25 protein-coding genes are annotated in these 26,272 nt (G+C 65.5%); 13 read left to right on the forward strand and 12 right to left on the reverse strand.

Translation table 11 applies throughout. The features are described from left to right. The first annotated feature begins 46 nt into the window (after positions 1-46). On the forward strand, positions 47-1,285 hold the full coding sequence (locus I6L39_RS04575) for an HD-GYP domain-containing protein (RefSeq protein ID WP_216991161.1): 1,239 nt from the start codon (positions 47-49) through the stop codon (positions 1,283-1,285). A 28-nt stretch (positions 1,286-1,313) separates the two neighbouring features. Then, entirely contained in the window at positions 1,314-2,477 is a 1,164-nt protein-coding gene (locus tag I6L39_RS04580; RefSeq protein ID WP_216991162.1) for a CinA family nicotinamide mononucleotide deamidase-related protein, read from the forward strand. A gap of 9 nt (positions 2,478-2,486) precedes the next feature. Here I6L39_RS04580 and I6L39_RS04585 read toward each other — a convergent pair whose 3' ends face one another. Next, positions 2,487-3,002, reverse strand: coding sequence for a metal-dependent hydrolase (locus tag I6L39_RS04585; protein ID WP_216991163.1), 516 nt, complete (start codon positions 3,000-3,002; stop codon positions 2,487-2,489). A gap of 393 nt (positions 3,003-3,395) precedes the next feature. Here I6L39_RS04585 and I6L39_RS04590 point away from each other — a divergent pair, with 393 nt between their 5' ends. The 3 genes from I6L39_RS04590 to I6L39_RS04600 all read left to right on the forward strand — a co-directional run bounded on the left by I6L39_RS04590 (position 3,396) and on the right by I6L39_RS04600 (position 7,131). Beyond that, on the forward strand, positions 3,396-5,060 hold the full coding sequence (locus I6L39_RS04590; RefSeq protein WP_367948255.1) for a DUF342 domain-containing protein: 1,665 nt from the start codon (positions 3,396-3,398) through the stop codon (positions 5,058-5,060). Between the two features lie 125 nt (positions 5,061-5,185). Next, positions 5,186-5,995, forward strand: coding sequence for a sugar-phosphatase (gene yidA / locus I6L39_RS04595; protein ID WP_042077890.1), 810 nt, complete (start codon positions 5,186-5,188; stop codon positions 5,993-5,995). A gap of 365 nt (positions 5,996-6,360) precedes the next feature. Then, the gene (locus I6L39_RS04600) at positions 6,361-7,131 is read left to right on the forward strand and encodes a gamma-glutamyl-gamma-aminobutyrate hydrolase family protein (protein ID WP_042077892.1); all 771 of its coding nucleotides are present in this window, start codon (positions 6,361-6,363) and stop codon (positions 7,129-7,131) included. Here I6L39_RS04600 and I6L39_RS04605 read toward each other — a convergent pair. From I6L39_RS04605 to I6L39_RS04635, 7 genes are all read right to left on the reverse strand, one after another. Next, positions 7,128-7,532 (reverse strand): hypothetical protein, encoded by a 405-nt coding sequence (locus I6L39_RS04605; RefSeq protein WP_042077893.1) that lies wholly within the window; start codon positions 7,530-7,532, stop codon positions 7,128-7,130. The two genes, I6L39_RS04600 and I6L39_RS04605, sit on opposite strands and share 4 nt — an antisense overlap. Before the next feature lie 145 nt (positions 7,533-7,677). After that, positions 7,678-8,388, reverse strand: a complete 711-nt coding sequence (locus tag I6L39_RS04610; RefSeq protein ID WP_209793740.1) for an HAD-IA family hydrolase — start codon at positions 8,386-8,388, stop codon at positions 7,678-7,680. Positions 8,389-8,482: 94 nt separating this feature from the next. Continuing rightward, the gene (gene xerC, locus I6L39_RS04615) at positions 8,483-9,457 is read right to left on the reverse strand and encodes a tyrosine recombinase XerC (protein WP_216991164.1); all 975 of its coding nucleotides are present in this window, start codon (positions 9,455-9,457) and stop codon (positions 8,483-8,485) included. Beyond that, positions 9,450-10,130 (reverse strand): DUF484 family protein, encoded by a 681-nt coding sequence (locus I6L39_RS04620; RefSeq protein ID WP_216991165.1) that lies wholly within the window; start codon positions 10,128-10,130, stop codon positions 9,450-9,452. The genes xerC and I6L39_RS04620 overlap by 8 nt, the downstream gene beginning before the upstream one ends. An 81-nt stretch (positions 10,131-10,211) precedes the next feature. Further along, positions 10,212-11,042, reverse strand: coding sequence for a diaminopimelate epimerase (gene dapF, locus I6L39_RS04625; protein WP_209793743.1), 831 nt, complete (start codon positions 11,040-11,042; stop codon positions 10,212-10,214). Positions 11,043-11,106: 64 nt separating this feature from the next. Next, a complete protein-coding gene (lysA, locus tag I6L39_RS04630) occupies positions 11,107-12,357 on the reverse strand; it encodes a diaminopimelate decarboxylase (RefSeq protein ID WP_216991166.1) in 1,251 nt (416 codons plus the stop codon). Between the two features lie 20 nt (positions 12,358-12,377). Then, positions 12,378-12,584, reverse strand: a complete 207-nt coding sequence (locus I6L39_RS04635; protein ID WP_209793744.1) for a lipoprotein — start codon at positions 12,582-12,584, stop codon at positions 12,378-12,380. Positions 12,585-12,657: 73 nt separating this feature from the next. Here I6L39_RS04635 and cyaY point away from each other — a divergent pair, with 73 nt between their 5' ends. Together cyaY and I6L39_RS04645 are read left to right on the forward strand one after the other, a co-directional pair. Beyond that, positions 12,658-12,972, forward strand: a complete 315-nt coding sequence (gene cyaY, locus I6L39_RS04640) for an iron donor protein CyaY (RefSeq protein ID WP_042077902.1) — start codon at positions 12,658-12,660, stop codon at positions 12,970-12,972. Further along, the gene (locus I6L39_RS04645) at positions 12,969-13,622 is read left to right on the forward strand and encodes an alpha/beta hydrolase (RefSeq protein WP_209793745.1); all 654 of its coding nucleotides are present in this window, start codon (positions 12,969-12,971) and stop codon (positions 13,620-13,622) included. Before cyaY ends, I6L39_RS04645 begins: the two co-directional genes overlap by 4 nt. 90 nt (positions 13,623-13,712) lie before the next feature. Here I6L39_RS04645 and I6L39_RS04650 read toward each other — a convergent pair whose 3' ends face one another. Then, positions 13,713-16,232 carry a class I adenylate cyclase gene (locus tag I6L39_RS04650; protein ID WP_216991167.1) on the reverse strand — a complete coding sequence of 840 codons (2,520 nt, stop codon included), beginning with the start codon at positions 16,230-16,232 and terminating at the stop codon, positions 13,713-13,715. Positions 16,233-16,554: 322 nt separating this feature from the next. Between I6L39_RS04650 and hemC the strand changes: the two genes are divergently transcribed. The 4 genes from hemC to I6L39_RS04670 are packed head-to-tail and all read left to right on the forward strand — an operon-like array spanning position 16,555 to position 20,512. Then, positions 16,555-17,484, forward strand: coding sequence for a hydroxymethylbilane synthase (gene hemC / locus I6L39_RS04655; protein WP_216991168.1), 930 nt, complete (start codon positions 16,555-16,557; stop codon positions 17,482-17,484). A gap of 46 nt (positions 17,485-17,530) precedes the next feature. Further along, entirely contained in the window at positions 17,531-18,265 is a 735-nt protein-coding gene (locus tag I6L39_RS04660; protein ID WP_216991169.1) for a uroporphyrinogen-III synthase, read from the forward strand. Continuing rightward, on the forward strand, positions 18,262-19,338 hold the full coding sequence (locus I6L39_RS04665) for a uroporphyrinogen-III C-methyltransferase (protein WP_216991170.1): 1,077 nt from the start codon (positions 18,262-18,264) through the stop codon (positions 19,336-19,338). Before I6L39_RS04660 ends, I6L39_RS04665 begins: the two co-directional genes overlap by 4 nt. Positions 19,339-19,348: 10 nt before the next feature. Further along, entirely contained in the window at positions 19,349-20,512 is a 1,164-nt protein-coding gene (locus I6L39_RS04670; protein WP_216991171.1) for a heme biosynthesis HemY N-terminal domain-containing protein, read from the forward strand. 156 nt (positions 20,513-20,668) lie between these two features. On the opposite strand, the gene I6L39_RS04675 is transcribed toward I6L39_RS04670, so the two are convergent. Further along, a complete protein-coding gene (locus I6L39_RS04675) occupies positions 20,669-20,920 on the reverse strand; it encodes a YkgJ family cysteine cluster protein (protein WP_042077910.1) in 252 nt (83 codons plus the stop codon). Between the two features lie 141 nt (positions 20,921-21,061). Further along, positions 21,062-22,072 carry a class II fructose-bisphosphatase gene (gene glpX / locus I6L39_RS04680; RefSeq protein WP_216991172.1) on the reverse strand — a complete coding sequence of 337 codons (1,011 nt, stop codon included), beginning with the start codon at positions 22,070-22,072 and terminating at the stop codon, positions 21,062-21,064. Positions 22,073-22,291: 219 nt separating this feature from the next. Here glpX and I6L39_RS04685 point away from each other — a divergent pair, with 219 nt between their 5' ends. Beyond that, positions 22,292-23,350 carry a porin gene (locus tag I6L39_RS04685; protein ID WP_216991173.1) on the forward strand — a complete coding sequence of 353 codons (1,059 nt, stop codon included), beginning with the start codon at positions 22,292-22,294 and terminating at the stop codon, positions 23,348-23,350. Between the two features lie 82 nt (positions 23,351-23,432). Here I6L39_RS04685 and I6L39_RS04690 read toward each other — a convergent pair whose 3' ends face one another. Continuing rightward, positions 23,433-23,912: a GNAT family N-acetyltransferase gene (locus I6L39_RS04690; RefSeq protein WP_216991174.1), complete on the reverse strand. Its 480-nt coding sequence runs from the start codon at positions 23,910-23,912 to the stop codon at positions 23,433-23,435. Between the two features lie 272 nt (positions 23,913-24,184). On the opposite strand from I6L39_RS04690, the gene I6L39_RS04695 reads away from it, so the two are divergent. Beyond that, complete coding sequence (locus tag I6L39_RS04695; RefSeq protein WP_216991175.1) at positions 24,185-26,227, forward strand: TonB-dependent siderophore receptor; 2,043 nt, start codon at positions 24,185-24,187, stop codon at positions 26,225-26,227. The last annotated feature ends 45 nt before the right edge of the window (positions 26,228-26,272 follow it).

Consider the following 26,272-nt stretch of genomic DNA (forward strand, 5'->3'; position numbering starts at 1 on the left):
GCCTTTGACTAGCATACGGCTCAGTGTGTCTCTCGTGCCCAACCCCATGACAGGAATCAAGATCTCGGTCGACCGGCTGCAAGTCGGCAATTACGTCTCCCTGCCGCTGGGGTGGCGTGAACACCCCTTCCTGTTCTCCAGCTTCAAGCTCAAGAGCGAGGAGGAGATAGAGCTGATCCGTCGGCTCGGCCTCAAGCTGGTCACCATCATCCCCGACAAGAGCGACACGCCCCCCAAGCCCCTCGGCCAGGACACCTCCCACGAGGAGGACGGCGAGGCGCTCGTCGCCCGCCAGCAGGTGATGGAGCAGGAGAAGACCCGGCGCATCGAGCAGTTGCAGCGCTATCGCCGCGACCTGCAGCAGTGCGAGAAACAGTTCCGCCAGTCCCTGGCCCAGGTGCGCAACCTGATGGGCAAGATCCAGTCCCGTCCCCTCAACGCCATCAACGAGGCCCAGGAGCTGATCAACGCCATGACGGAGCAGCTGCTGTCGGTGGACGAGATGGTGCTGCACCTGGTGTCGGACAGCGCGGACGGCAACAGCCTCCAGTTCCACTCCCTCAACGTCAGCGTGCTCAGCATGCTGCTGGCCAGGGAGTGCAAGTTGCCGGCCGAGGCGATCCGCCAGGTCGGCATGGGGGCCCTGTTCCACGACATCGGCAAGCTCAAGCTGCCGAGCCAGCTGCTGCGCAAGACGGAGCCGCTCACCAAGCCTGAGCTGAACCTGATGGCCCAGCACCCGCGCTACGGGCTGGAGCTGCTGAGCCTGGCCAAGGATTTTCCGGATCCCGCCAAGCTCATCGTGCAGCACCACCACGAATACCTGGATGGTAGCGGGCCCCAGGGGCTCAGGGGCACCCAGCTCGATCCCCTCACCCAGATCGTCTCCCTCATCAACGAGTACGACAACCTCTGCCACCTGCAGGCCAAGGTGCCCTATTCGGCCCTCGGCAGCCTCTACAAGCAGCGCAAGGCCCAGTTCAACGCCGATCACCTCGGCATGCTGATCCGCCTGATGGGGGTCTACCCCCCGGGCAGCGTGGTGCAGCTCTCCAACGGCCAGGTGGGCCTGGTGATGTCGGTCAACGCCTCCCGCCTGCTCTACCCCGCGGTACTGGTGTATGATCCCCGCATCCCGCGCCAGGAGGCAGCCATCATCGACCTCGACGAGGCCGGGCTGACCATCGCCAAGGTGATCCACCCCAAACGCCTGCCCCCCGCGGTGTTCGAGTACCTCAACCCGCGCACCCGGATCAGCTACTACTTCGAACACGGCAAGCCCTGATCGGGCGCCGCCCACCCAAGGAGTCCCCATGCGCATCGAGATCATCAGCACAGGCGACGAGATAGTGACCGGCCTGGTGGTGGACACCAACGCCGCCTGGCTCAGCGCCCTGCTGCTGGAGCAGGGCTGGCAGGTGCGCCGCCGCGCCACCGTGGGGGACAACCTCGCCGACCTGAAGGCCGTGCTGCGCGAGAGCAGCGAACGCGCCGAGGTGGTGCTGGTGTGCGGCGGCCTCGGCCCCACCGCCGACGACCTCACCGCCCAGGCGGCAGCCGAGGCGTTCGACCAACCCCTGACCCTGTTCCCCGACTGGCTCGCCACCATGGCCGAGCGCTACGCCAGCCGCGGCCGCACCATGGCCGCCAGCAACGCCAAGCAGGCCTGGCTGCCACAGGGTTGCGAGATCCTCGACAACCCGGTGGGCACCGCCTGCGGCTTTGTGGTCAGCCACCCGGCCAGCCAGGGCCAGAGCCGACTCTTCTTCACCCCGGGCGTGCCGTTCGAGTTCAAGCAGATGGTGCGCGAGCAGATCATGCCGCGTCTCAAGGCGCTGGCGGGGGAAGCGACGGATACCGAGCTGCGCCGCTTCTACACCTTCGGCATCTCGGAATCCGCCCTCTCGGACCGGCTGGATGCGGCCCCCTGGCCCTCCGGCATAGAGCTGGGCTACCGCTCGTCCATGCCGCTCATCGAGCTGAAGCTCATCGGCCACGGGGCCAGCGCCGCCGACATGGATGCCGCCGAGGCGCGCCTGCTGGGGGAGATTGCGCCCTGGCTGGTGGGACGGGGCAACGAGGAGCCGGCCAGCCAGATCCTGGCCCTGCTGGGCGCGCGGCCGCTGCACCTGCGAGAAGGGGAGAGCCGGGGCGCCCTGCTGGCCATGTGCCATTTCCACCCCGGGCTGGAGGCGCACTTCAGCCACAGCCTCCCCGCCGACCTGATGCAGCTGGCGGTGCCCGCCGCGCCCCTGAGCCTCACCATAGGCCGTGCCGGGCCGGACGGCGTGCCCCTGCTGCTGTGCGCCGACGGGCGGCAGTTTGGCCAGACCCTCAAGGTCAGCCACCCGGATCCCGAGAGCGGGCGCCGGATCCTCGCCTTCGCCGCCCTCGACATGCTGCGCCGCCACCTGCAGGGGCTGCCGGTGCTCGCCGACTACCTCACCCTGACGAGAACGGCCAGGCGCCAAGGCTGAACCTTCGCACTAGAAGGCGGCAAACCCCAGATCCCCGTGGACCCAGTACCCGGCGAGCGCCAGGGTCAGCAGGCAGAAGGCCCTCTCGTAACCCCCGCCGCTCCTGAGGGGCAGGCCGGGCAGGCGAAAACGCCGACGCCAGGGCCAGAGCAGGGGAATCCCCATGGGGGTGAGCCAGTCCCCCAGCAGATGGCTGAGATAGCCCACGATGAGGGCATCCTTCACCGCCCCTGACAGCAGCCAGGTGGCCTCCACCTGTGCCAGCCCCCAGACCCCCATCCCCACCGCCAGCAGGCTGTGGGTGAAACCGCGATGGCCGAACAGGCGGGAGAGGGGCCCCGAGAGCCAGGGCAGCTGTCGCCCGAGCAGGGAGTGGGGATGGTCCAGATCCGGCAGCAGGGCGCTGGCCAGGGCCATGGGGACCAGGTGCCAGAGGCTGGCATCGGCCAGGGCCGGGGTGAGCTCGGCCTTGTGGGCAAGCAGGACGCAGGTGACGGAAAACAGCAGGTGGCCTTGGGCGGTCATGGGGCTCGTTCGGTTGGACAAAAAAAGGGGCTGGTCGGTGGCGACCAGGGCCATCTCCCTGGGGCGGCGGCAGATTAAAATCTCTCTCTTCCTGCCTGGCAAGGTGAATCGTATTGCCACTCTCAACTTGATGGACACTCTGGACAGCGAAAGCATAAAAATTCAGCATGTTGCGCTAAAAACCCGCAATGCGGCACATGGCATGTGCCGACTCCGCCCCTCTCCCGTCAGCCGATATTTCCTCAACCCGGTTCACCCATTTGCATTCAGATCGTTGACCCGGAAGGAAAAATACCCGAATACTGCGACCTGGGCCGCCCCGGCGGCATCGGTTTTCGGCAAGGACCTGCCCCGTTCGGGCAAGCCGGACAGGCGCAACGAGGGAGGCACCCGGTGTTAAGCAAAGCGTGGTTTCAGCTGTCGGCCGACATGAACTATGTCTGCCTGCGCATCGCCCCTGGCCTCACCGAGCCCGTCCGGGAGGACGATGTCCTGGCCCTGCTGCGCCTCTCCAATTGCCGGCGCTATCAACCCCTCGACGAGGGGATCCGCGAGGCCGTCACCCTGCTCAACACCCTGACGTCAACGCCGGATGCCCCAGCCCACCCGCCCGTGCCCGTGGCCCGGCGCCAGGACGCCAGGCTGCTGATCCAGGTGGACAAGGACCAGATGAGCGCCAGGGCGCAGATCACCGCCGACTGGGGCGGCCAGCCCCTCACCCTGGCGCAGTTGCGGGAAGCCCTGGCGGCCAGCCCGGTCAAACAGGGGGTGAGCGAGCGGCTGCTCGCCGCCGCCGTCCTGGCCGCCGGCGAGGCGGCCCCCGGCGCCCTGCTCAGCCCCGTGATCGCCCTGGGCAAGGCGGCGAAGCACGGCCTGGATACCCGCCTGGAGAGACTGGTGGCGACCGCGGCCGAGCGGATCCTGACTCCCCAGGAGCTGGACCACGGCAAGGTGGACATGCGCGACCTCGGAACCCTGCTCACCGTCAAGGCGGGGGCTGCGCTGATGCGCCGCCACCCCGCCACCCAGGGCGTGGACGGCTTCACCGTGACGGGCCAGGTGCTGCCGGCCAGGTCCGGCAAGGAGAGCGCCATGACGGCGGGGGAAGGCACCTGCCTCTCCCCCGAGGATCCGGATCTGCTGCTGGCGACCCGCCCCGGCCTGCCGTGCCAGGAGCGGGCCGGCATGCGGGTGGACGAGGTGCTGAGCGTCAAGCAGGTCGACATCCGCCATGGTCACGTCGAATTCGAGGGCTCCCTGCTGGTCACCGGGGACGTCATGCCCGGCATGCGCGTCAAGACCAGCGGGGACGTGGTGATCGGCGGCTTCGTCGAGGGGGGCTATATCGAGTCAGGCGGCACCATCACGGTGCGCAACGGCATCATAGGCCGCAAGCAGGGGGAGGACGAGTACCTCTGCCACCTCAACGCCGGGGGCGAGATCCACGCCGGCTATGCCCAGTACGCCAGGCTGGAGGCCGACGGCGACATCCAGATCCTGAGCCAGCTCAGCCACTGCTACTGCCGCAGCGGCCAGGATCTGAAGGTGGGGGACAGCGCCATGCGCAAGGGTCACCTCATCGGCGGCGTCAACATCGCCAACCGGCTCATCATGGCCCCCGTGCTCGGGGCCTCGGCGGCGAACCGGACCAGGCTGCAGATCCTCGGCGGCTACTTCAGCCAGAAGGAGCAGGAGCTGGCCCTGCGCCAGCGCAAGCAGGCCTGCCGGGAGCAGATAGACAAGCTGCAGGACCTCATCCTGCGGCTGCTGCAACTGCCCGGCGACAAGCGCAATCCCGAGACGCTGCAGAAGATCAAGGCGCTGCGCACCCGCCAGCTCGACGAGAGCAGATCCCTGGACGAGCAGTTGGTCGAGGCGCAGCAAGCGCTGCAGGCGCTCATGGCCAACATGGACATCATCGCCACCCAGCGCCTCTTCCCCGGCGTCGAGGTGGAGATGGCCCATCACCACAACAGGGTCGACATCGAGCACGGCCCCATCCACTTCGCCATCCGGGAGGATCAGCTGCAACTGACCCCCTATCAGGGCCAGCGCTAAGGCGCCAGTCAGAGACAGCACCGCCCATGCAACCGTTCAACTCGTGATCCCGGCGGCAATTTTCGCTACACTCGGCCTCCCCATGGCCCCACAGGGCGGGCCGGCCAGACTCAGGTAGTGAGAAGATGTACAAGCTGATCGCATTGGATATGGATGGCACCCTGCTGACCCCAGAGGGCCGGATCTCCCCCCGCACCCAGGCCGCCATCACGGCGGCTCGCGCCAGGGGCGTGACCGTGGTCCTGACCTCGGGTCGTCCGCTGGAAGGCATGACGGCCTATCTGGCCGAGCTCGGTCTCACCGGCCAGGATGACTACGTCATCTGCTACAACGGTGCCCTGGTGCAGCAGGTGGCGGAGCAGCGCATCATCCGCAGCCAGTTGCTGACCGGCAGCGACGCCAGCGCCATCGCCCACCTGGCCAGCGAGCTGGGGGTGAACGTTCACGGCTTCTCCGTGAGCCAGGGTCTCATCAGCCCCAGGGTCAGCCCCTACACCGAGCACGAGTCCCGGCTGATCAAGATGCCGATCAACCTGGTGGACTTCGCTACCCTGCCAGCCGACGAGCAGATCATGAAGGTGATGATGATAGACCCCGAGCCCCTGCTCTCCCGCGCCATCGCCCGGCTGCCCGCCGAGCTCTACGAGCGCTATACGGTGGTGCGCAGCTCCCCCTACTTCCTCGAGTTCATGAACAAGCGCAGCAACAAGGGCACCGGCGTGGCCGCCCTGGCGGAGCACCTGGGCCTGACCGCCGCCCAGGTGATCGCGGTGGGGGATGCGGGCAACGACCGCCACATGATCGAATATGCCGGGCTCGGCGTGGCCATGGGCAACGCCACCGACGAGATCAAGGCGCTGGCCCGGCACACCACCAGCCGCAACGACGAGGACGGCGTGGCCAGGGTGATAGAAGAGTTCATCCTGACAGCCTGAGTCGACGAGGGGCCCTGCGGGGCCCTTCTGCTATCCGGCCATCCGGGCCGAATGTTTAATATATCCACCATGAAATACCCTGGATCCCCGTCCGCCTCTCTACAACCCCCTGAAAATGGGACTCAACTTGGCTGAGCCACGCCATCGGTTAACATAGTTGCATCATTTCGTTTGACATATTGAACGGCCTTGGCAGACTGGAGTCAGGATCCAGGCTGTCGTTGCCCAGGCTGACCGACGATTCTGGCACCACGGCACGACCCTGATCCCATGACCATGCCTTGAGGCATGCCTTTGCGAGCACCCCACGGCAAGGGCCTTCCCAAGGCGCAGGATGAGACCGACAAGGATAGTCAAGGTGACCTATGCCCAACCCCAGTTCCCATTCCAAACCCGTCGTGCTGATGACCATGGGAGCCCAGGCCCGTAGCGGCCACGCCTACCAGGTAATGACCCACAAATACATCACCCCCCTGGTGGAGATCAGCGGCTGCGTGCCCCTGCTGGTGCCCACCTGCTGCGGCACCGAGGATCTGGAGCAGTATCTGGATCTCGCCGACGGCGTCTATCTGAGCGGTGCCGGCTCCAACATAGATCCCACCCTCTACGGCCAGGACAACCTCACCCCGGAGAAACCCCAGGACAGGGACAGGGATCTGTTCGACATTCCCCTGGTGCGCGCCGCCATCGACAGGGGGCTGCCACTGCTCGGCATCTGCCGCGGCATGCAGGAGATCAACGTGGCCCTCGGCGGGGACATACATCAGAAGGTCTATTGCGAACCCGGCTATGCGGATCACAGGGAGGATGCGGACGATCCCGTGGATGAGCAGTATGGCCACAGCCACAGGGTGAGCCTGGTGCCCGGCACCTGGTTTGCGGAACTGATGGGGGAGCCGCAGATCCCGGTCAACTCCCTGCACGGCCAGGGGATCCGGCGGCTGGGGGCCGGGCTGGCGCCACTGGCCCACGCCGAGGACGGCCTGATCGAGGCGATCCACGCGCCGGCGCTGCCCCAGTTCACCCTGGCGGTGCAGTGGCACCCGGAGTGGAAGGCGACGGAGAACCCCCACTCCGTCAAGTTGTTCAAGGCGTTCGGTGACGCCTGCCGCCAATACCGGCAGCGGGCGGGCTAGTCGCCGAACCCCTTGCCCTTGAGCTTGGGCAGGGCACCGCGGGCAGGACGCAGGGTACGGCAGACATCCAGCCCCTTGAGACCTCGCTGGATATGGTCAGGCGCCTGCCCGAGCACGGCGCCGTTGCCGCGATAGAGGCGGGCCTCCTCCAGCTCGAACAGCTCGCCGCCGATGAGCAGCTGTTCCCGCCCCTCCACCACCTTGCCCCGCTTCAGGGGCAGGGTCATGTCCACCAGGATCTCGCCGGTGGCACACCCCTCGCGCCAGTGCGCCTCATCCGAGAAAGGAGAGATGGATATCTCCCGCCAGGAGCCGTCCCTGAACTCCACCCGGTAGCTGTCGCGCAGCAGATCGCACCCCGCCAGCACCATGGGGATGGCCAGCCAGATGACGCCCTTCATTCCACTCACCTCTGCACTCCCTTGTCAGTTCGCGCCAAGGACAAGCAAACCGCCGTCCCCGCGCATCTTTTTCCCTGTCTCCGCCTGTTCATCCCAACGCCCCCGGTCACAGCAGCAAGTCGGCCAGCTCGGAGAGCGCCCCCGGTCACAGCAGCAAGTCGGCCAGCTCGGAGAGCGCCCCCAGCTCCACGTCCGGCAACAGCGACAGCGACTGCCAGGGCTGGCCGCGGTCGTTGAGCCAGGCGGCACGAAAGCCGTGCAACCCGGCCCCCAGCACGTCGGTCTCGGGGTGATCCCCCACGTGCAGGATCCGGCCTGGGGCGAGGCCGAGGGCCTCTTGCACCTGCACGAACATGTCCGGTGCCGGCTTCATCCTGGCGCCCGCCCCGGCCTTGCAGACCAGGGTGAAGTAGCCAGCCAGACCCGCCAGCGCCAGATCCAGGTTGCCGTTGGTGATCACCGCCAGGGGATAACGCTCGGCAAGTCTGGCCAGCAGGTGATGGGTCCCCTCGCTCACCTCTATCTTCGAGCGCTCGGCGAGGAAGGCCGCGAACACCCGCGCCGCCTCCTGCTCCGCCAGCGCGGGGGCCATGCCCCCCTGCACCAGGGCCTCGCGAATGCCCTGCCGGCGCGCCAGGCTGACGTCCTGGCGCAGCTCGGGCCGGGCCAGCAGCAGCTGGCGCTTGAGCTCCAGCCAGCGCGGCTTGTCCAGCATGGCAGTGGCCAGGTATTCGCTGCGCAGGTGGCTCAACATCCACTGCTCGGCCCGTGCGATGGCGGGGCCGTTGTCATAGAGGGTATCGTCCAGATCGAACGAGATGGCGGCCACCGGCTGCCAGCGACGGTAAAACTGCATGGCTGTTCCTCTTTACTCCTCATCCTCGGCGTTGCGAGATCCGGCTTGGCCCTGGCAACGTGGACATTGTCATCCCCGCAGATAACCCACCACATCACTCATCCTCCGGCGTTGCGGGATCCCGCCTGGCTCTCGGGTGGGCATTGTCATACACCTTGGCCAGGTGCTGGAAGTCGAGGTGAGTGTAGATCTGGGTGGTGGAGAGATCCGCGTGACCCAGCAGCTCCTGCACCGCCCGCAGATCGCCGGAGGACTCCAGCATGTGGGTGGCGAAGCTGTGGCGCAGCTTGTGGGGATGGACGTGGGCATTGAGGGCCTGCTTGTTGCCCCAGCCGTCGAGCCGCTCCTGCACCGAGCGGGCGGAGAGCCGCTGCCGGCGTTTGGAGACGAACAGCGCCTCTGCCTCGTCGCCGGCCAGCAGGGGGCGCACCTTCAGCCACTTCTGCAGCCACTCCACCGCCATCCGCCCCATGGGCAGCACCCGCTCCCGCGCTCCCTTGCCGGTGACCCTGAGCTGGCGCTCGTCCAGCTTCACGTCCGCGAGGTTCAGCCCCACCAGCTCGGCGAGGCGCAGGCCGGAGGAGTACATCAGCTCCATGATGGCGCGATCCCGCACCGCCAGCGGATCCTGCTCGTCGGTGATGTTGAGCAGCTGGTACATCTCGTCCACGTCCAGGTTCTTGGGCAGCGGCCGCCCCAGCTTGGGGGTGGCGATACCCCGGGCGGGGTTGGCGGTGATCCGCCCCTGGCGCACCTGCCAGTCACAGAAGCTGCGCAGGGCGGAGAGCTTGGTGGCGAGCGAACGGGGGGCCAGCCCCCCCTTGTGCATCCGGGTCACCAGGCTGCGCACCTGGCTTCCCTCCAGGTGCGCCCAGTCGGTCAGGCCGAGACGCACCAGCTCGGCGGTCATGGCCTCCAGGTGCGCCTGGTAGTTGCTGCGGGTGTGTGGGCTGAGCTGACGCTCGACCCTCAGGTATTCGATAAAGGCCGCCAGTTCGTCGGCCAGTGCCGCCGGCAGGGGCTCGGCGGCTGACGGCACCTGGGTGGATCGGGTCGGCACCTTAGCCACGGGCCAGCTCGGGCAGGCGCAGTTGCAGCAGGCGACCCAGCTGGCCCAGCAGCAGGGTGTCGTTGTGGGGGGTGAAGTGGCTGGGATCCGAGCTCGCGAAGGCCAGCACGCCGAGCTCGCCGAGCCGCATCAGGGCCACCGAGTTGACCAGGACGTCGTTGCCGAACAGCGCCTGCTTCTCGCCCTGATTGAGACGGCCGAAGTAGTAGTCAGTGCCCGGCAGGCGCTGGCCCAGCAGTTGATCGAGCTGCCGGCCCTCTGCCAGGAAACGCTGCTCGGGACCGCTCAGCTGGAAATGCTTCGGGCTGAGCCAGAGCCGCAGGCCGGTGAGCCGCAGCCGCTGGACGAAGGCCTTGCCCATCACGGCGCTCAGCTCGAACAGGGTCTGGCAGCCATAGATCTCCCCGTAGAGATCGGCGTAGACCCGGAAGATCCGCTCGTTCTCGCTGGCGACCCCCATCAGCTCGGTGATCTCATGCTCCAGCTGCTCGATGCGCTCGCGCTGCCTGTCCAGCTGGCGCTCCACCAGGGAGACGGTGCCCTTCTGCGCATGGGGGATGCGGATCCGGTCCAGCATGGCCCCGTGGCGCTGGAAAAACTCGGGGTAACGGGCCAGGTACTCCAGCACTGTGGCTTCATCCACCAGTGATTCCTGCCGTTTGAGTTCGCTCATAACTTGGTTGATCCATCCGAAAAAGGGGCCAAGGGCCCCGATATGATCCGTTGTTGGAGCCGGGTTGCCCCGGCTCGCTCGCTATAACTCTATCTGGCCGTCGAACACGTGCTCGGCCGGTCCCGTCATGTAGACGGGCTGTCCCGGTCCCTTCCAGGCGATGGTCAGCTTGCCCCCCGGCAGGGTGACGGTAACCCGCTCCTTGAGCTTGCCCTGGCTGATGCCGACCACCACGGCCGCGCAGGCCCCGGTGCCGCAGGCGAGCGTCTCCCCCACCCCGCGCTCGAACACCCGCAGCTTGATCTCGCTGGCGCTGACCATCTCCATGAAGCCGACGTTGACCCGCTCGGGGAAGCGTTCGTGGCGCTCCATGATGGGCCCCAGGGTCTCCACCGGGGCGTCCGCCACCGAGGGCACCTCGATGACGCAGTGGGGATTGCCCATGGAGACGGCGCCGCACATCACAGTGTGCTCCTGGGCCCGCAGCAGGTAGGTCTTCTCCGCCTTCTGGGCCCGGAACGGGATCTTGCCCGGCTCGAACTGGGGTACCCCCATGTTCACCGTGACCTGGTTCTCCCCCTCCAGCTGCAATGTGATGCGGCCACGGGCCGTGCTGACCGCGATGCGATCCCGGTTGACCAGCCCCTTGAGGCGCACGAAGCGGGCGAAGCAGCGGGCCCCGTTCCCGCACTGCTCCACCTCGCTGCCGTCCGCATTGAAGATGCGGTAGTGGAAGTCGAGCTCGGGATCATAGGGCGGCTCCACCAGCAGCAGCTGGTCGAAGCCGATGCCGAAGTGGCGATCCGCCAGCTTCTTGATGATGTCGCTGCTGAAGAACACCTTCTGGGTGACGCCGTCCACCACCATGAAGTCGTTCCCCAGGCCGTGCATTTTGGAAAACTCAATCAACATCGCGCGTTCCTGTCTCACCGTTAATCACGCTCTCACATGGAGGAACGCAGAAAATCCATATAGCTCAAGGCAGCAGGTGTTCGCCGCGCCAGAGATCGGCCAACTGCTCGCGCTCCCGGATGAGGTGGGCCTGGTCGCCGTCCACCAGCACCTCGGCCGCACGGGGACGGGTGTTGTAGTTGGAGGACATGGTGAAGCCGTAGGCCCCGGCGGAACGCACCGCCAGCAGGGAGCCCTCGGCGATCGCCAGGGTGCGCTCCTTGCCGAGGAAGTCGCCGGTCTCGCACACCGGGCCCACCACGTCGTACAGCGCCTTCTCGTGAGCCGCGCGGCTGTCCACCTCGATGATGTTCATCCAGGCGCCGTAGAGGGAGGGGCGCAGCAGATCGTTCATGCCGGCGTCGATCAGGGCGAAGTTGCGGGTCTCGCCGGGTTTGAGGAATTCCACCCGGGTCAGCAGCACGCCGGCGTTGGCGACGATGGCGCGACCCGGCTCGAACAGCAGGGTCAGATCCCGGCCCGCCAGCTTCTGCTTGAGCGCCTGCGCATACTCGGTGGGGTGCGGCGGCTGTTCGGCGCCATAGTTGACCCCCAGGCCCCCGCCCACGTCCAGGTGATGGATGTGGATGCCTTCCGCCGCGAGCTCGTCGATGAGCCTCAGCAGCTTGTCCGCCGCCTCCATAAAAGGATTGAGCTCGGTGAGCTGGGAGCCGATATGGCAATCCACCCCCTTGATCTCGATGTGGGCCATGGCCGCCGCCTTGCGGTAGATGGCGGGCGCCTGCTCGATGGGGATGCCGAACTTGTTCTGCTTGAGACCGGTGGAGATATAGGGATGGGTGCCGGCGTCGATATCGGGGTTGACCCGCACCGAGACCCGCGCCTTCTTGCCCATGCTGCCAGCGACCCGGTTCAGACGCTCCAGCTCGGCTTCCGACTCCAGGTTGAAGCAGAGGATCTCTTTTTCCAGCGCGAGGCGCATCTCGGCCTCGCTCTTGGCGACGCCGGAGAAGACCACCTTGGCCGGATCACCGCCCGCCGCCAGCACCCGTGACAGCTCGCCGCCGGAGACGATGTCGAACCCCGAACCGAGGCGCGCCAGCAGGTTGAGCAGGGCAAGGTTGGAGTTGGCCTTGACCGCGTAGCAGATCAGGTGGGGGATATCGCCCGCCGCCTGGTCGAAGGCGTGCCAGTGGCGTTCCAGGGTGGCGCGGGAATAGACATAGAGCGGTGTGCCGTACTGCTCGGCAAGCCGTTGCAGGGGAAGCTGTTCGGCCTGAAGCTGACCGTCTGCGTCGTAGTTAAAGTGATCCAAGGGGGCGGTTCCTTCCTAGATTATTGCGGCGCGGCCTCTGAGGCCGGTTTGGCGGTCGCAGGCGAGGCGGCTTGCGGTGTACTCTCTGTCTTGGGCTGTGCCGGTGCCTGCTCGGCAGGCGTGCTCTGTTCGGCCGGCGGCATGTAGAGCGGCCCCGTCAGGCCACAGGCGGCCAACCCGAGCGACAGCGACGCGGCAAACAGGCACTTGGTGAACTGGGTAATCATAATGGTTCGCTGCGAAAAAATTTTTGGCCCTCTATAATCGCACTCACATTGTTAAAAGCAACAGGATAAACCGATGAAGGATCACGAGTATCACGCCCTGACCGACGCCTTTTTCCAGTATGTGGAAGACGTCATCGACGAGGGGTATCCGGATATCGACTGCGAACGGGCCGGTGGCGTGCTGACCCTGAGTTTCGAGAACAAGACCAAGGTCATCATCAACAAACAGGAACCCCTGCACCAGATCTGGGTCGCCACCCGGGAGAACGGCTTCCACTTCGAGCTGCGCGGCGACAGCTGGATCGACAACCGCTTCGGCGACGAGCTCAAGACTCTGCTGACCCGGGCCTGTACCAGCCAGGCCGGTGAGCCCGTGGTCTTCCCATGATCGACCTGCACCCCCAGGGTGCCCGCCATGCGGTAGTGTGGCTGCACGGGCTGGGTGACTCAGGCGCCGGCCTCGCCCCCCTGGTGGAGGCGCTGGCCCTGCCCGCCGACCTGCCCATCCGCCACCTGCTGCCAGACGCGCCCGAGCGGCCCATCACCATCAACATGGGCTACCGGATGCGCGGCTGGTACGACATCAAGAGTTTCGAGGATCCGGCGGATCGCGCCGTGGCCTCCCATGTGCGCGAATCCGCCGATCGGATCGCGGCCCTGCTGGATCGGCTGGTGGCCGAGGGCTTCGCCCCCGAGCGCATCGTGCTGGCCGGCTTCTCCCAGGGGGGTGTCATCGCCGCCGAGACCGCCCTGCGCCATCCGGCGCCCCTGGCAGGCCTGCTCTGCATGTCCACCTACCTGGCGGCCCCCGATACCCTGCTGGGGGAGATGAGCGAGGCCGCCCGCGACCTGCCCATCTGCTACATGCACGGCATCTACGACGACGTGGTGAGCCTCTCCATGGGCTGGGACGCCAAGAACCGGCTGGAGGCGGCGGGACTCAGCCCCGAGTGGCACGAGTACCCCATGCGCCACGAGATCTGCCGCCCGCAGCTCGACGACATCCGTCGCTGGCTGCTGGCCCGCCTAAGCGCCTGACAGTCCCCCCAAATACGACAACGGCCTGCATCATGCAGGCCGTTTGCTTTTATCCCTTATGGCGATGCGTGGCTCCTCACCCCGCATCCATCACCCCACTTCCCGGGCCGCCCCCGGATTGTCCCGCTGCGGGCTCTGGCTGCGGTAGGGGATCACCTCCAGCTTGTCGCCCACCTGCACGATCTCGTAATACTGGGGCAGGTTGAAGTTGCTGAACTGACCCGCATTGCTGAACCGCTCGTGACCCGAGGTGTAGAAGCGGTTCACCCCTTGCACCAGCTCGTCCTTGTTGCCGGCGAAGTGCTGGTAGATCTCCACCCGGTTCGCCTCGTCCAGGATATAGATGTTGGTGCCCGCATCCCGGGTATCGAAGAAGAACTGCACCAGCCCTTCGCTGGCGTAGGCGTCGACGATGCCGGGCAGGTGCTGGCTGTGGGTCTTGTCGAGGCGCAGCGGCAGGTGATCCAGCTTGTTGTGGGAGATGTGGCGGTAGAAGTCGATGGCGTTCTCCAGCTTCTTGACCGAGACCCCGCGCCGCTCGAAGAAGATGCCGTACTTCTCCTTGCCAAGCGCCAGGGTCTTGACCAGCTGCTGCTTGTCCCGGGCCAGTCGCAGCTCGATGCACTCGGCCACCAGCTGCTGGAAGCGGGTGCGCACCAGGGAGCGGAAGTGCTGGCTGTAGCAGAACACCTCTATCATCTCGGGGGCGGCGGCATCCTGGTGCATCTTGCCGAGTATGGTGGTGAGGGCGTCCACCACGGCCTCCTCCCCCTGGAAATGCAGGGTGCGGATCTCGCTCCAGGAGTTGCGATAGACCAGATCCACCGATCCCACCAGACACTCCTGGTTGCGACCGAACGAGAAGACGTCCGCGGCGTTGGCGTCGAACTCGATCACCTGCCCCACCCAGTGGCTGGACGGATCCGTCTCCAGGTTCAGGAAGATGGAGAGCTGGCGGATCTCGCACGGCCGACTCAGGGCCAGATTGGTGGCGCGCGGGTACTTGACCGGGAAGGTCCCGGACAGATCGCGGCAGAACTGGTGCAGGTTGTCGATGTGCAGATCCGAGCCCTGGTTGAACAGGTGCACGCGGGACTGGGGGGTCAGCAGGCCGTTGAAATAGGCCCAGGCCACCAGCTTGCTGATGTAGCCGTTATATTCGAGCGGCGCCCGGCCTATGATGTCGGCGGGCTCGAGGGAATGCTTGTAGAGATACCAGCCGGCACGGTTCAGGCGGCCATGGGGCACCTGCACCAGGCTGAGGTCCGGCTCGCCGAGATCCGGCGCTATCTTGAGATTGATGCGCTGCACCTTGCCCGGCAGGCTCTCGAACGCGGCATAGAGCTTGCGCGACAAAATGCCGATGTCTTCCGGGTTGATGGACTCGCTGATGTTGTTGCGCCGGGCGAACTGGATGAGGTTGCGGTAGCTCTGCATCAGGGCCTCCAGCAACTCGGCGTAGGCCACCTTGACGTCCTCGACCTTCCACTCCTGGCGGTGATCCAGGTGGTGCAGCCGCTCCGGGCTCCAGCCCCAGTAGGCCACCAGCTGGGCCATCTGCTCCCGGCGCCAGTCCGGGGAGTGATCCTCCTTGGGATGGCTCAGGCCGTCGCACACCTTGAGGTAGAAGCAGCGGCGCACCAGATCGAGGCGCTGCATGTCGCCGATGGACTTGAGGTAGTTCGTCACCTTGTCCAGCATCAGGCAGTAGTTGTCGAGGCGGTAGTGCATCCCCTCGTTGTGCTGGAACCAGTCGCGGCTGGTCACCGACAGCAGCCGGGTGTTGGGGTACTCGTGGGAGTAAGCCTCCATCAGCACCGACTTGAGCACCGCCTTGTAGGGGGAGTCGATGCCCTTGTAGAGCTGCCAGAGGGCGGATCCGAAGTACTCCTCGGCCGGAATGCGGTTGAAGCCGCCGAGATCGAGCCAGTCATCCTGGCTCAGCTTGCCGTGGGCAAACAGGCCCTTCACATAGTCGTCGTAGTGATCGTCATACTCGCCGGGCACCAGATACCAGAGCAGCCGCTTGCCGGCGATGTGCATGGCGCTGCGATAGAACTCGTCGAGCAGCAGCAGGTGCTGGGCGCTGCCGCAGCTCTCCCCCTGCATCTGGGCATCGTTGCGCTGGCGGAACTTGTCCTCGGGGATCAGGAAGAAGTTGAGATCGACCCCCCGCTGCTCCGCCCAGAGGGAGAGGTGCTGGCACTTCTGCTCCAGCAGGGCGAGGCGATCCTGGGACAGGCCTGCCACGTGGCAGACCCAGATGTCGAGATCCGAGTGGCAGCACTGGCCGATGGAGGAGGTGCTCCCCATGGAGTAGAGGCCCTGGATCGACTTGTCGTGGGTGCTGAGCCCCCCCTGGCAGTTGGCGTTCTGGCAGAGATCCTGGATGAAGGCCTGCTGGGCGTCGTTGGCGACGAAACTCCAGATGCCATGAGGCACGTCCCCTGCCACATAACCGGGCAGCAGGGGATGGTTGAAGTGCAGCATGACGGGCAGCAGGTGGAAAACCTGCTGCCCGTAGCGACTCATGAGATCCAGCGCCCGTTGCGTCTTGAGACGATTGAGTTCGTCGTAGCGCGCCACCAGCGTGTCGAGTTTTACCAGCAATGCCCTACCTATCGGGGATAGAAATGACGCACCAAAACGGGGAGACGTCAAAAAAGTGTGATCATGTTAACAATGCAAACAGCGGTGGTAAACAAGCCCGCACACAATCACCGGATTATTTCTGGGCGGTCTCGCAAAGGTATCATCGGAAAGCAATAAAACACTTTAATTTCAATATATTAAAATCAATTCCAGGCGGAATGAAAATTAATTTCGGCCACCGTTTTTGAGCTTGGCCCCGCTTTTGCGGGCTGCGCCATGAAAGCCCCTGCAAAGGGTGGTAAGATCGTTTTCCTCTCTAAAGATGAAACAACTGATTGATATGGCAGCCCGAACCCTGAGAATCGCCACTCGCAAGAGCCCACTGGCCCTGTGGCAGGCCAACTTTGTGAAAGATCGGCTGGAGGCGCTCCATCCCGATCTGCAGGTCGAACTGGTGCCCATGAGCACCCAGGGTGACAAGATCCTGGATACCCCGCTCGCCAAGGTCGGTGGCAAGGGGCTGTTCGTCAAGGAGCTGGAGACTGCCATGCTGGAGGGGCGGGCCGACATCGCGGTCCACTCCATGAAAGACGTACCAGTGGAGTTTCCCGAGGGGCTTGGCCTGCACACCATCTGCGAGCGGGAAGACCCGCGCGATGCCTTCGTCTCCAACCGTTTCAGCCAGATAGACGAGCTGCCCCAGGGGGCCGTGGTCGGCACCTCCAGCCTGCGCCGCCAGTGCCAGCTGCGGGCCGCCCGCCCGGACCTGGTGATCCGCGACCTGCGCGGCAACGTCAACACCCGCCTCGCCAAGCTGGACGCCGGTGACTACGACGCCATCATACTCGCCGCCGCCGGCCTGAAACGGCTGGAGATGGCCCATCGCATCACCGCCTTCATCGAGCCGGAGCAGAGCCTGCCCGCCAACGGTCAGGGCGCGGTCGGCATCGAATGCCGCCTGGACGACCACGAGCTGCACGCCCTGCTGGCGCCGCTGGAGCACGCCGAGACCCGCATCCGGGTGCTGACCGAGCGGGCCATGAACCGCGCCCTGCAGGGGGGCTGCCAGGTCCCCATCGGAGCCTATGCCCTGGTGCAGGGGGAGGAAGTCTGGCTGCGCGGCCTGGTGGGCAGCCCGGACGGCACCCGGGTCATCCGCGACGAGATCCGCGGGCCCCTGGCCGAGGGCGAGGCCCTGGGGGAGCGGCTGGCCCGGCGCCTGCTGGCCGACGGGGCCGATGCCATCCTGGCCGAGGTCTACCGGGTATGAGCGCGGACCGGTTGGCCATCCGGTCCCTGGCGATGGGGAAGATCTGATGGTCCCCCTGGTGGTGCGCCCGGCCGCCCAGGCCGCCGAGCTGGCGACACTGCTGCGCCAGCAGGGCCACGCACCGCTCTGCTGCCCGCTGCTGGAAACCGTGGCGGGCAGCGACCTCCCCCGCCTGGCTGACATGCTGCAAAATGCCGACCTCGTTATCGCCGTCAGCGTGCATGCAGTTCATTTTGCTCATCATTTTCTGTTGCAAACTGGTCAGACCTGGCCACATATTGAGTACTTTGCGGTCGGCCAGGCCAGCGCGGACGCCTTCGCCGAGGCGGGCATCCAGGCGCGGTGCCCGGACGATCCCCGCAGCGAAGGCCTGCTGACCCTGCCCGACCTGCAACAGGTGAACGGCAAGCGGGTACTGATCCTGCGCGGCAACGACGGGCGGGATCTCATCGCCCGGACGCTGGCCTCACGCGGCGCACTGGTGCACTATTGTGCCACCTACGAGCGCCACTACCCCGATCTTGACGGGGACGCATTGACCCGCCGCTGGCAGGCGGCCGGCCTCGACAGCCTGCTCATCACCAGCGGTGAACTGCTGCAGCGGTTGCTGGCCCTGGTGCCCGGCCCGCAGCACCCCTGGCTCCATGACCGCCTGCTGGTGGTGCCCAGTCCCCGGGTGGCCGAGATGGCCGAGGGAGCTGGTTTTACCCGTATCGTGATTGCCCAAGGTGCATCCAACCAGGCTCTGGTGGCCGCCCTGGAACTGAGGAAGATGGAATGACTGAACAGCAAGAAGTCCAGCCGAGTGCCGCGGCCCCCGTGGCCGACAACAACAAGCCAGGCCAGAAGGCCCCTGCCGGCAAGAAGGGCGGCTCCGGCGCCGTGCTCGGCGGCATCGCCATCCTGCTGGCCCTCGGCCTGACCGGCGGCCTCTACCTGCACGGCCACAAGAATGCCGTCACCCAGCAGGGGGAGATAGGCGCCCTCAAGCAGCAGCTGGCCGAGGTCATGGGCAAGCTGGAGCAGAGCAGCAGCAAGGATGCCGAACAGATCGGCGCCCTCGGCAAGAGCCAGCAGCAGTTGCAGGAGGCCCTGGGCGCCCTGCAGACCAAGGTGCTGGATCTCGACGACAAGAGGCCCAACGACTGGATGCTGGCCGAATCCGAATACCTGGTCCGCATGGCGGGCCGCAAGCTGTGGCTCGAGCATGACCTTATCTCCGCCATCACCTTGCTCGGCAATGCCGACGAGCGCATCAAGGCGCTCAACGATCCCAGCCTTATGCCCATTCGCAAGGCGCTGGCGGAAGACATCGCCCAGCTCAAGGGGATGCCGCGGGTCGATCGCGAGGGGCTGACCCTGAAGCTGGCCGCCCTCTCGGACCAGATCGAGCTGCTACCCCTCTCCACCGTCAGCATGCCCGAAGCCAAGAGCGAGCCCGACCAGACCGTCAGCACCAACCCGGACGAATGGCAGAGCAATCTCAAGAAGAACTGGGTCAAGTTCACCGAGAACTTCATCACCATCCGCCGCCGCGACGGCGCCGTGGAGGCCCTGCTCTCCCCGCAGCAGGAGATCTTCCTGCGGGAGAACCTCAAGACCAAGCTGCTGCAGGCCCAGCTCGCCGTCTATCGGGAGCAGCAGGCGCTCTACACCGACAGCCTGGAGAAGGCCCAGCGCTGGCTGACCCAATACTTCGACACCGACAACAGCGCCACCCACTACATGCAGACCGAGCTCGACAAGCTCAAAGGGGAGCAGATCCAGTTCGACTATCCGGATCAGTTCAAGACCCAGGCCATGCTGGAGCAGGTGCTGACCGAGCGCCTGCAACGCATCCTGGCCGGCAACTGAGGAGGAGACCATGATTCGTCTGATCGTCATCGTCGCCGTCATGGTGGCGGGCCTCGTCTTCGGTCCCGAAGCCTCAGGCAACAAGGGCTATGTGCTCATCTCGCTCGGCAACTACACGGTGGAGTCCTCGGTCACCAGCGCGGTGATCCTGGCGGTACTGTTCTACGGCGCCCTGCTCATCGTCGAGTGGCTGCTCGGCCGGGTGTTCGGCCTGCGCCGCAAGACGCAAGGCTGGTTCGGTTCCCGCCGACGCCGCAAGGCGAACCTGCAAACCGTCAACGCCACCCTGGCCATGGCCGAGGGGCACTACAACCAGGCCGAGAAGCTGCTCATCAAGGGCGCCGACAACAGCGACACCCCGCTGCTCAACTACCTGAGCGCCGCCCGGGTGGCCCAGGCCCGTGGGGATGACGTACGCCGGGATCACTACCTGCAAAAGGCACAGGAGGAGAACCCCAAGGCGGAGCTGGCACTGACCCTGATCCAGACCCAGCTGCAGATCGAGCAGGGGCAGTACGACAGCGCCCTCGGTCGCCTCGAATCCATCTATGCCCTGCATCCACGTCACCCCATGGTGCTGGATCAGCTGCGTCAGGTGTACCTTGCCCGTGAGGACTGGACGGCCCTGACCGATCTCGCCCCGGCCCTGCGCAAGGTGGGCAAACTGACGGCCCAGCAGGAGGAGGCCCTGCTGCACCAGGCCTGGACCGGCCGGCTGGAGGCCGCCAGCGGTGCGCTGGAGACCCTGCGCCCGGTCTGGCAGGGGATGCCCCGCAAGCTGCGCCAGGAGCCCGTGCTGCTGGCCAGCTACGGGGATCACCTGCGCCGGCTGGGCGCCGATGCCGAGGCCGCCGATCTCTGGCTGGAGGCCCTGCGCAAGGATCCCTCCCCCGAGCTGTTCGCCCGCCTGCCCAGGCTCAAGCTGGACGACTACCAGCCCATGCTGGCCCTGCTCAGAAAGATCCAGGATCAGCCGGGCGCCGAAGCGGCGCTGGCACGGGTCTGCCTGCTGGCCGGTCAGCTGGACGAAGCCCAGCGCCTGCTGGAGCAGGAGGTGGCGAAGGCACCGGATGCCGCCCTCTACCACGCCCTCGGCCAGGTGATGGACAAGCGCAGGCTCACCAACAAGGCCAACGAGTATTACCGTCAGGCCCTGCAACTGGCGGACATCTGACCTTGCCGGTCACGGGAGACAAAAAAGAGGCCGCAATTGCGGCCTCTTTTATTGGTATTGTTCCGAATGGCGGCTCTCTTCTCCCCTTGCAGGAGAAGGGGCGGAGATGAAGGGGTACAAGCAGACACTCTTTCCCCGAGGGAGAGGGTCAAGGGCTCAGGCGGTCAGCCGCTCCAGCTCGCCGATCAGCCAGATGGCTTCCTGACGATGGGAGCCGCACACATCCGCCATGGGCTGAAAGCCGCCGCACACCGCCGGGCGCTCGGGCTGGCCGAAGATCTTGCACCCCAGGTGCACATCGAGCTGCACGCAGGGCACGCCGGCCGGTTTGCCGTCCGGCATGCCGGGAATGGCACTGCTGATGCTGGGGGCGATGCAGCAGGCACCGCATCCCTGACGACATTCCATGTGATTTTTCCTCTGTATGGCACCGCAGTGTAGCAAGGAGTCCGGTTTCTCCTAAGCCTTATCCCTGCCCAGGCACCCTGGCGCCCTGCAGAGCGCAAAAAGCCCGGAAGTGCCGGGCTTTTTGCTGCGGGAGTCAGCGCATCACAGGATGATATCGCGTACCACGCTGTCTTTGCGATCCAGGAAGTGGATCGACTTGATACGACGGATGGTGCGCGATTTGCCGCGGATCAGCAGGGTCTCGGTGGTGGCCATGACGCCGTCGCTGGTGATCCCTTCCAGCAGATCACCCTTGGTGATGCCGGTGGCCGAGAAGATGACGTTGTCATTCTTGGCCAGATCTTCGAGCTTGAGCACCTTGCTCACGTCGATGCCCAGCGCCTCGCAGCGGGCGATCTCCTGTTCACCCAGGGCGCGCACCTCGGGGCTGTCACCCTTGACCTGGTGGCGGGGGATCAGGCGAGCCTGCATGTCGCCGTCCAGGGCACGGATCACCGCGGCGGAGATCACCCCTTCCGGTGCCCCACCGATGCCGTAGAGCATGTCCACTTCGCTGTCCGGCAGACAGGTGAGGATGGAGGCGGCCACGTCGCCGTCGGGAATGGCGAACACCCGCACTCCCAGCCCCTGCATCTCCTTGATCGCCTTGTCATGACGCGGCTTGGCCAGGGTGATGACGGTCAGACGGGAGAGGGGCTTGCCGAGCGCCTTGGCCACGGCCTTGAGGTTCAGCTCCAGGGCCTGATCGAGATCGATGGCGCCTCTCGCCTTGGGGCCCACGATCAGCTTTTCCATGTACATGTCGGGGGCCTTGAGGAAGGAGCCCTTGTCGCCCACCGCCAGCACGGCCAGGGCATTGGCCTGCCCCATGGCGGTCATGCGGGTTCCCTCGATGGGGTCGACCGCGATGTCCACGGCGTCGCCCTGACCCGTGCCCACCTTCTCGCCGATGTAGAGCATGGGGGCTTCGTCGATCTCCCCTTCGCCGATCACAATCTCGCCATCGATCTGGATCTGATTGAGGATGTGGCGCATGGCCGCCACGGCCGCGCCATCGGCGATATTCTTGTCACCACGTCCGAGCCACTTGTAGCCGGCCAGTGCAGCCGCTTCCGTCACTCGGGAAAATTCGATTGCCAGTTCACGTCTCATCGCATATCCAACCTTAGGAGCTCGAAAACGGGCGGCATTCTATCACAAGGGCAAACCTTTGCGCATAAAAGTGGCGGCCAGCCATATAAATCGCGGAATTTCATCCAATTGACACCAAACTGCCACGGCTTGTTCACCGCACCGTCACCCCGCCGTCATCAGCCGCTTCTAGCATGGCCCCGTCTTTTAAAACAGCAGCTTGCAACACAAGGGATCATGATGAAAAAGCTCACAGTAGTGACATTGGCTCTCACCGCCGCCTTCCAGGCCCAAGCCGTCGAAGTCTACAAGAACGAAAGCACCCTGCTCGACCTCTACGGTCGCATCTACGCCGGCCAGTTCTTCGGCGAGAAGAAGGAGCTGGATGCCAATGGCGACATCAAGAACGAGTACAGCGACAAGCAGGGTGCCAACCAGTTTGTCCGCCTGGGTGCCAAGGCAGAGAGCGAGATCAACCCGGGTCTCAAGGCGCTGGCCCAGTACGAGCTGCAGATGTACATCAACGACAGCGAGAAGACCGTCAGCGAAAACTCCGACAACATGCGCACCCGTCTGGCCTTCGCCGGGGTGGGTGCCGAATGGGGCAACGTCACCTTCGGTCGCCAGAAGGGGGCCCCGGGTTTCCTGGCGGACTGGACCGATGTCTCCCTCTCCGACGGCTACGGCAACGAGGCGCTGGGCGCCAAGACCGACACCTTCGCTACCAACCGTGCCGGCTCGGTGCTGAAGTACTCCGGCCTGTTCAACGGCTTCCAGATCGACACCAGCTACAAGTTCGACGGCGGTGACACCGAAGAGACCACCAGCAAGGACAGCGATGCCGCCTACGGCGCCGCCCTGGCCTATACCTTCCCGTTCAACCTGGCCCTGGGTACCGCCTACAACGTGGGGATCCGCGACAAGAGCGGTGAAGAGGATGCCAAGCTGTGGCTGCTCTCCGCCAAGTACGACAACAAGGCCGTCTACGCCGCCCTGAGCTATGCCGACGGCAGCGACTTCCTGGCCACCGGCAAGGATCACACCGGCTGGGAAGGGGCGCTGGGTTACAACTTCGAGAACGGCTTCGGCCTGATGGCCCTGTGGAACAAGCAGAAGGTGGAGCAGAGCGGCAAGTCCGACTACGACTCCATCGACTACTACACCCTGGGTGCCCAGTACAAGTTCAACAAGAACCTGCGCGTCATCGGCGAGTACCGCATCAACAACCTCGACAGCAATGACAGCGGCAAGCTGAACACCAAGGATGACTTCCAGCTGGCGGCCCGCTACGACTTCTAAGTCGGCAACCACCTGACGACACGGCGCGCAGAGCACTCTGCGCGCCGTTTTTCATTTGGCGAGATCGCATTGTCACTGCGGCTCAGAGCTTCTTCTGCCAGAACAGGGCCCGGCCCACCTCGGGAATGAGCTCATAGCCCGCAAAACCGCTCGCCTTGTAGGCGGCCTGGGCCACCTTGTTCCCCTCCAGCACCTCCAGGGTCAGCTTGCAGCAACCGAGCTCCCGGGCGAGCCGCTCCGCCTCCGCCAGCAGCCGCTTGCCGATGCCGCGGCCGCGCTGGGCAGGGTGCACCGCCAGATCGTGGATATTGAGCAGGGGCCGGCAGGCGAAGGTCGAAAAACCCTCGAAGCAGGTGGCAACGCCAGCGGGCTCCCCATCGACCCAGGCCAGCAGCACATGGGCACCGGGTCGCGCGGCCAGGGCGTCGGCCAGATTTGCCTTCACCTCGTCCGCCAGCGCATTGCCGCCCCCCATCTCGTCCCTGGCGTATTCGTCCAGCATCGCGATCAGCGCCTCGCCGTGGCGAGGGTTGTGCAGATCCGCCCTGATGATCTCAACCATGTTTCTCTCCCTGTGTGTGCCGGATGGTGCGCCAAGGCGCGAGGCTACCATGGTAGCGTCCCCTCCGAACCGAACCAAGGCTCCCCCGGCCTCTTCCCCGAGGTTCCAGCCCCCTCAGTGCCTGCCCGCCAATGATCTCTTTTTCTTGCATCTTCTCCTTGCAAGGCAAATGAAAATCAATATCATTAGCGACCTCTCGCGATGAGAGAAATCAATAATTACAAATAAATCAACAAGTTCAGGCCGATTGGTCGACAAAGAGTCACTCCCAGATGAACCATTCCAACCCCCCGCGCGCCCTGCTGGGCGCCGCCTTGCTGGCGGTTTGCGCCAGCCCCCGCGCCGAAGACGAAACCCTGACCGTGGTCGGCAAACGCAGCCAGCACCAGGAGGTCGCTACCGCCACCCGCACCGCCACCCCGGCCAAGCTGGTGCCCCAGAGCATCGAGAGCGTCAAGGCGAGCGAGCTGACCGCCTTCGGCCAGCCCACCCTGAGTGAAGCCCTGACCGGCATCCCCGGCGTCAACGCCAGCGGTGACACCCGTTTCGACGGCGTCACCATCCGCGGTTTCAGCGCCAGCAACGACTTCTACCTCGACGGCCTGCGGGACGACATGCAATACACCCGCGACCTTGGCAACATCGAGCGGGTCGAAGTGCTCAAGGGCCCCGCCGCCGTGCTCTACGGCCGTGGCAGCACGGGCGGCATCGTCAACCGGGTCAGCAAGGTTCCCCAGAAAGGGCAGGCCTCCAGCGTCAGCGCCCGGGTCGGCAGCTTCGACAGCCGACGCTTCGCCGCAGATCTCAACGGCGAGGCAGGAGAGCGTGTACAGGTGCGCCTGAACCTGGCCCAGGAGGACAAGGAGAGCTTTCGCGACGACGTGACCAGCAAGCGCACCCTGCTGGCCCCCTCCGTCAACTGGGAGATCACCGACACCCTGAACTGGCTGGTGCAGTACGAGCGCAACGAGCACGATCGCACCCCGGATCGCGGCATTCCCGGCGTCGATGGTCGCCCGGCCGACGTGCCCATCGAGAGCGTCTACAGCGACACCCGTCGCGACTTCATCGACGATGCGGCCCAATCCACCCGCTCCCGCTTCACCTGGGACCTCCACGATCAGTGGCAGCTGCGCCAGCAGCTCGGCTACACCACCCTCGACAGCCAGTTCGACAACACCTACGTCACCAGCGTCAAGGGTGACAAGGTGACCCGCGCCCGCTGGCAGCAGGATCTCAAGGCCAGCAGCCTCACCAGCAACACCGAGGCGGAAGGCCAGCTGCAGACCGGCCCCATCGCCCATCGCCTGCTGGTGGGCCTGGAGCAGGGCTGGCAGGAGCGCACCCCCAAGCTCTACCAGAACGCCAGCCCGATCCCACCGGGCGATCTCTACGATCCGGGCTCCCTGCCCACCTATGACGGCGCCATGAAGCTCTCCAGCGACGCCCATCACAGGGTGCGCGGCTATGGCCTCTACGTGCAGGATCAGCTCAGCCTGGGCGACTGGCACCTGCTGGCGGGTCTGCGCCGGGATGACTTCACCGTCACCAGCCGCCGCAACGACCTCGACAAGGAGGAGACCCTCTCGGTCACCAGCCTGAGCCCGCGCCTGGGCCTGGTGTGGAACCCCATCGAGGAGCACGCCTTCTACACCTCCTACAGCAAGACCTTCACCCCGGTGGGTGGGGAGCTTATCGGCATCACCCCGGGGGACAAGAACAACCAGCTGGATCCCCAGCACACCCGGCTCTATGAAGGGGGCGTGAAGAGCGACTGGCTGAACGGCCGCCTCGCCACCACCCTCTCCCTCTACCGGCTGGAGATGTACAACAAGCGCAGCAAGGATCCGCTGGATCCCACCCGGGTGATCCTCACCGGTCTGCAGCGCACCGACGGCATCGAGCTGAGCGCCCGTGCCCAGCTGACCGACGAGATCTATCTGCGCGGCGGCATCGCCATCCAGGATGCCGAGCAGGTCAAGGCAGACGCGGACCTGCAAGGCAAGCGGCCGATGAACGTCTCCCGCCAGAACGGCCAGCTGTTCGCCGGCTACCAGAGTGGCAAGCAGGGCTGGTTCGGCGAGACCGGGGTGACGGCGGTGGGGGATCGCTTCGCCGACAACGCCAACACCACCACCTTGCCCGGTTACGCCCGCTTCGACGCCCGTGCCGGCTACCGCTGGCCCCAGTGGGAAGCCCAGCTGAGCGTGGAGAACCTGACCGATCACGACTACTTCGTCAGTGCCACCAGCGCGGCCCAGATCATGCCGGGCACGCCCCGTCAGCTGCACCTGACCGCCGCCTACCGTTTCTGACTCTCCCCTCCCCTGGCCAGCCTTTCGCTGGCCAGGCTCTCTGTG

Source organism: Aeromonas sp. FDAARGOS 1409 (genome assembly GCF_019048705.1).
Lineage (GTDB): Bacteria > Pseudomonadota > Gammaproteobacteria > Enterobacterales > Aeromonadaceae > Aeromonas > Aeromonas sanarellii.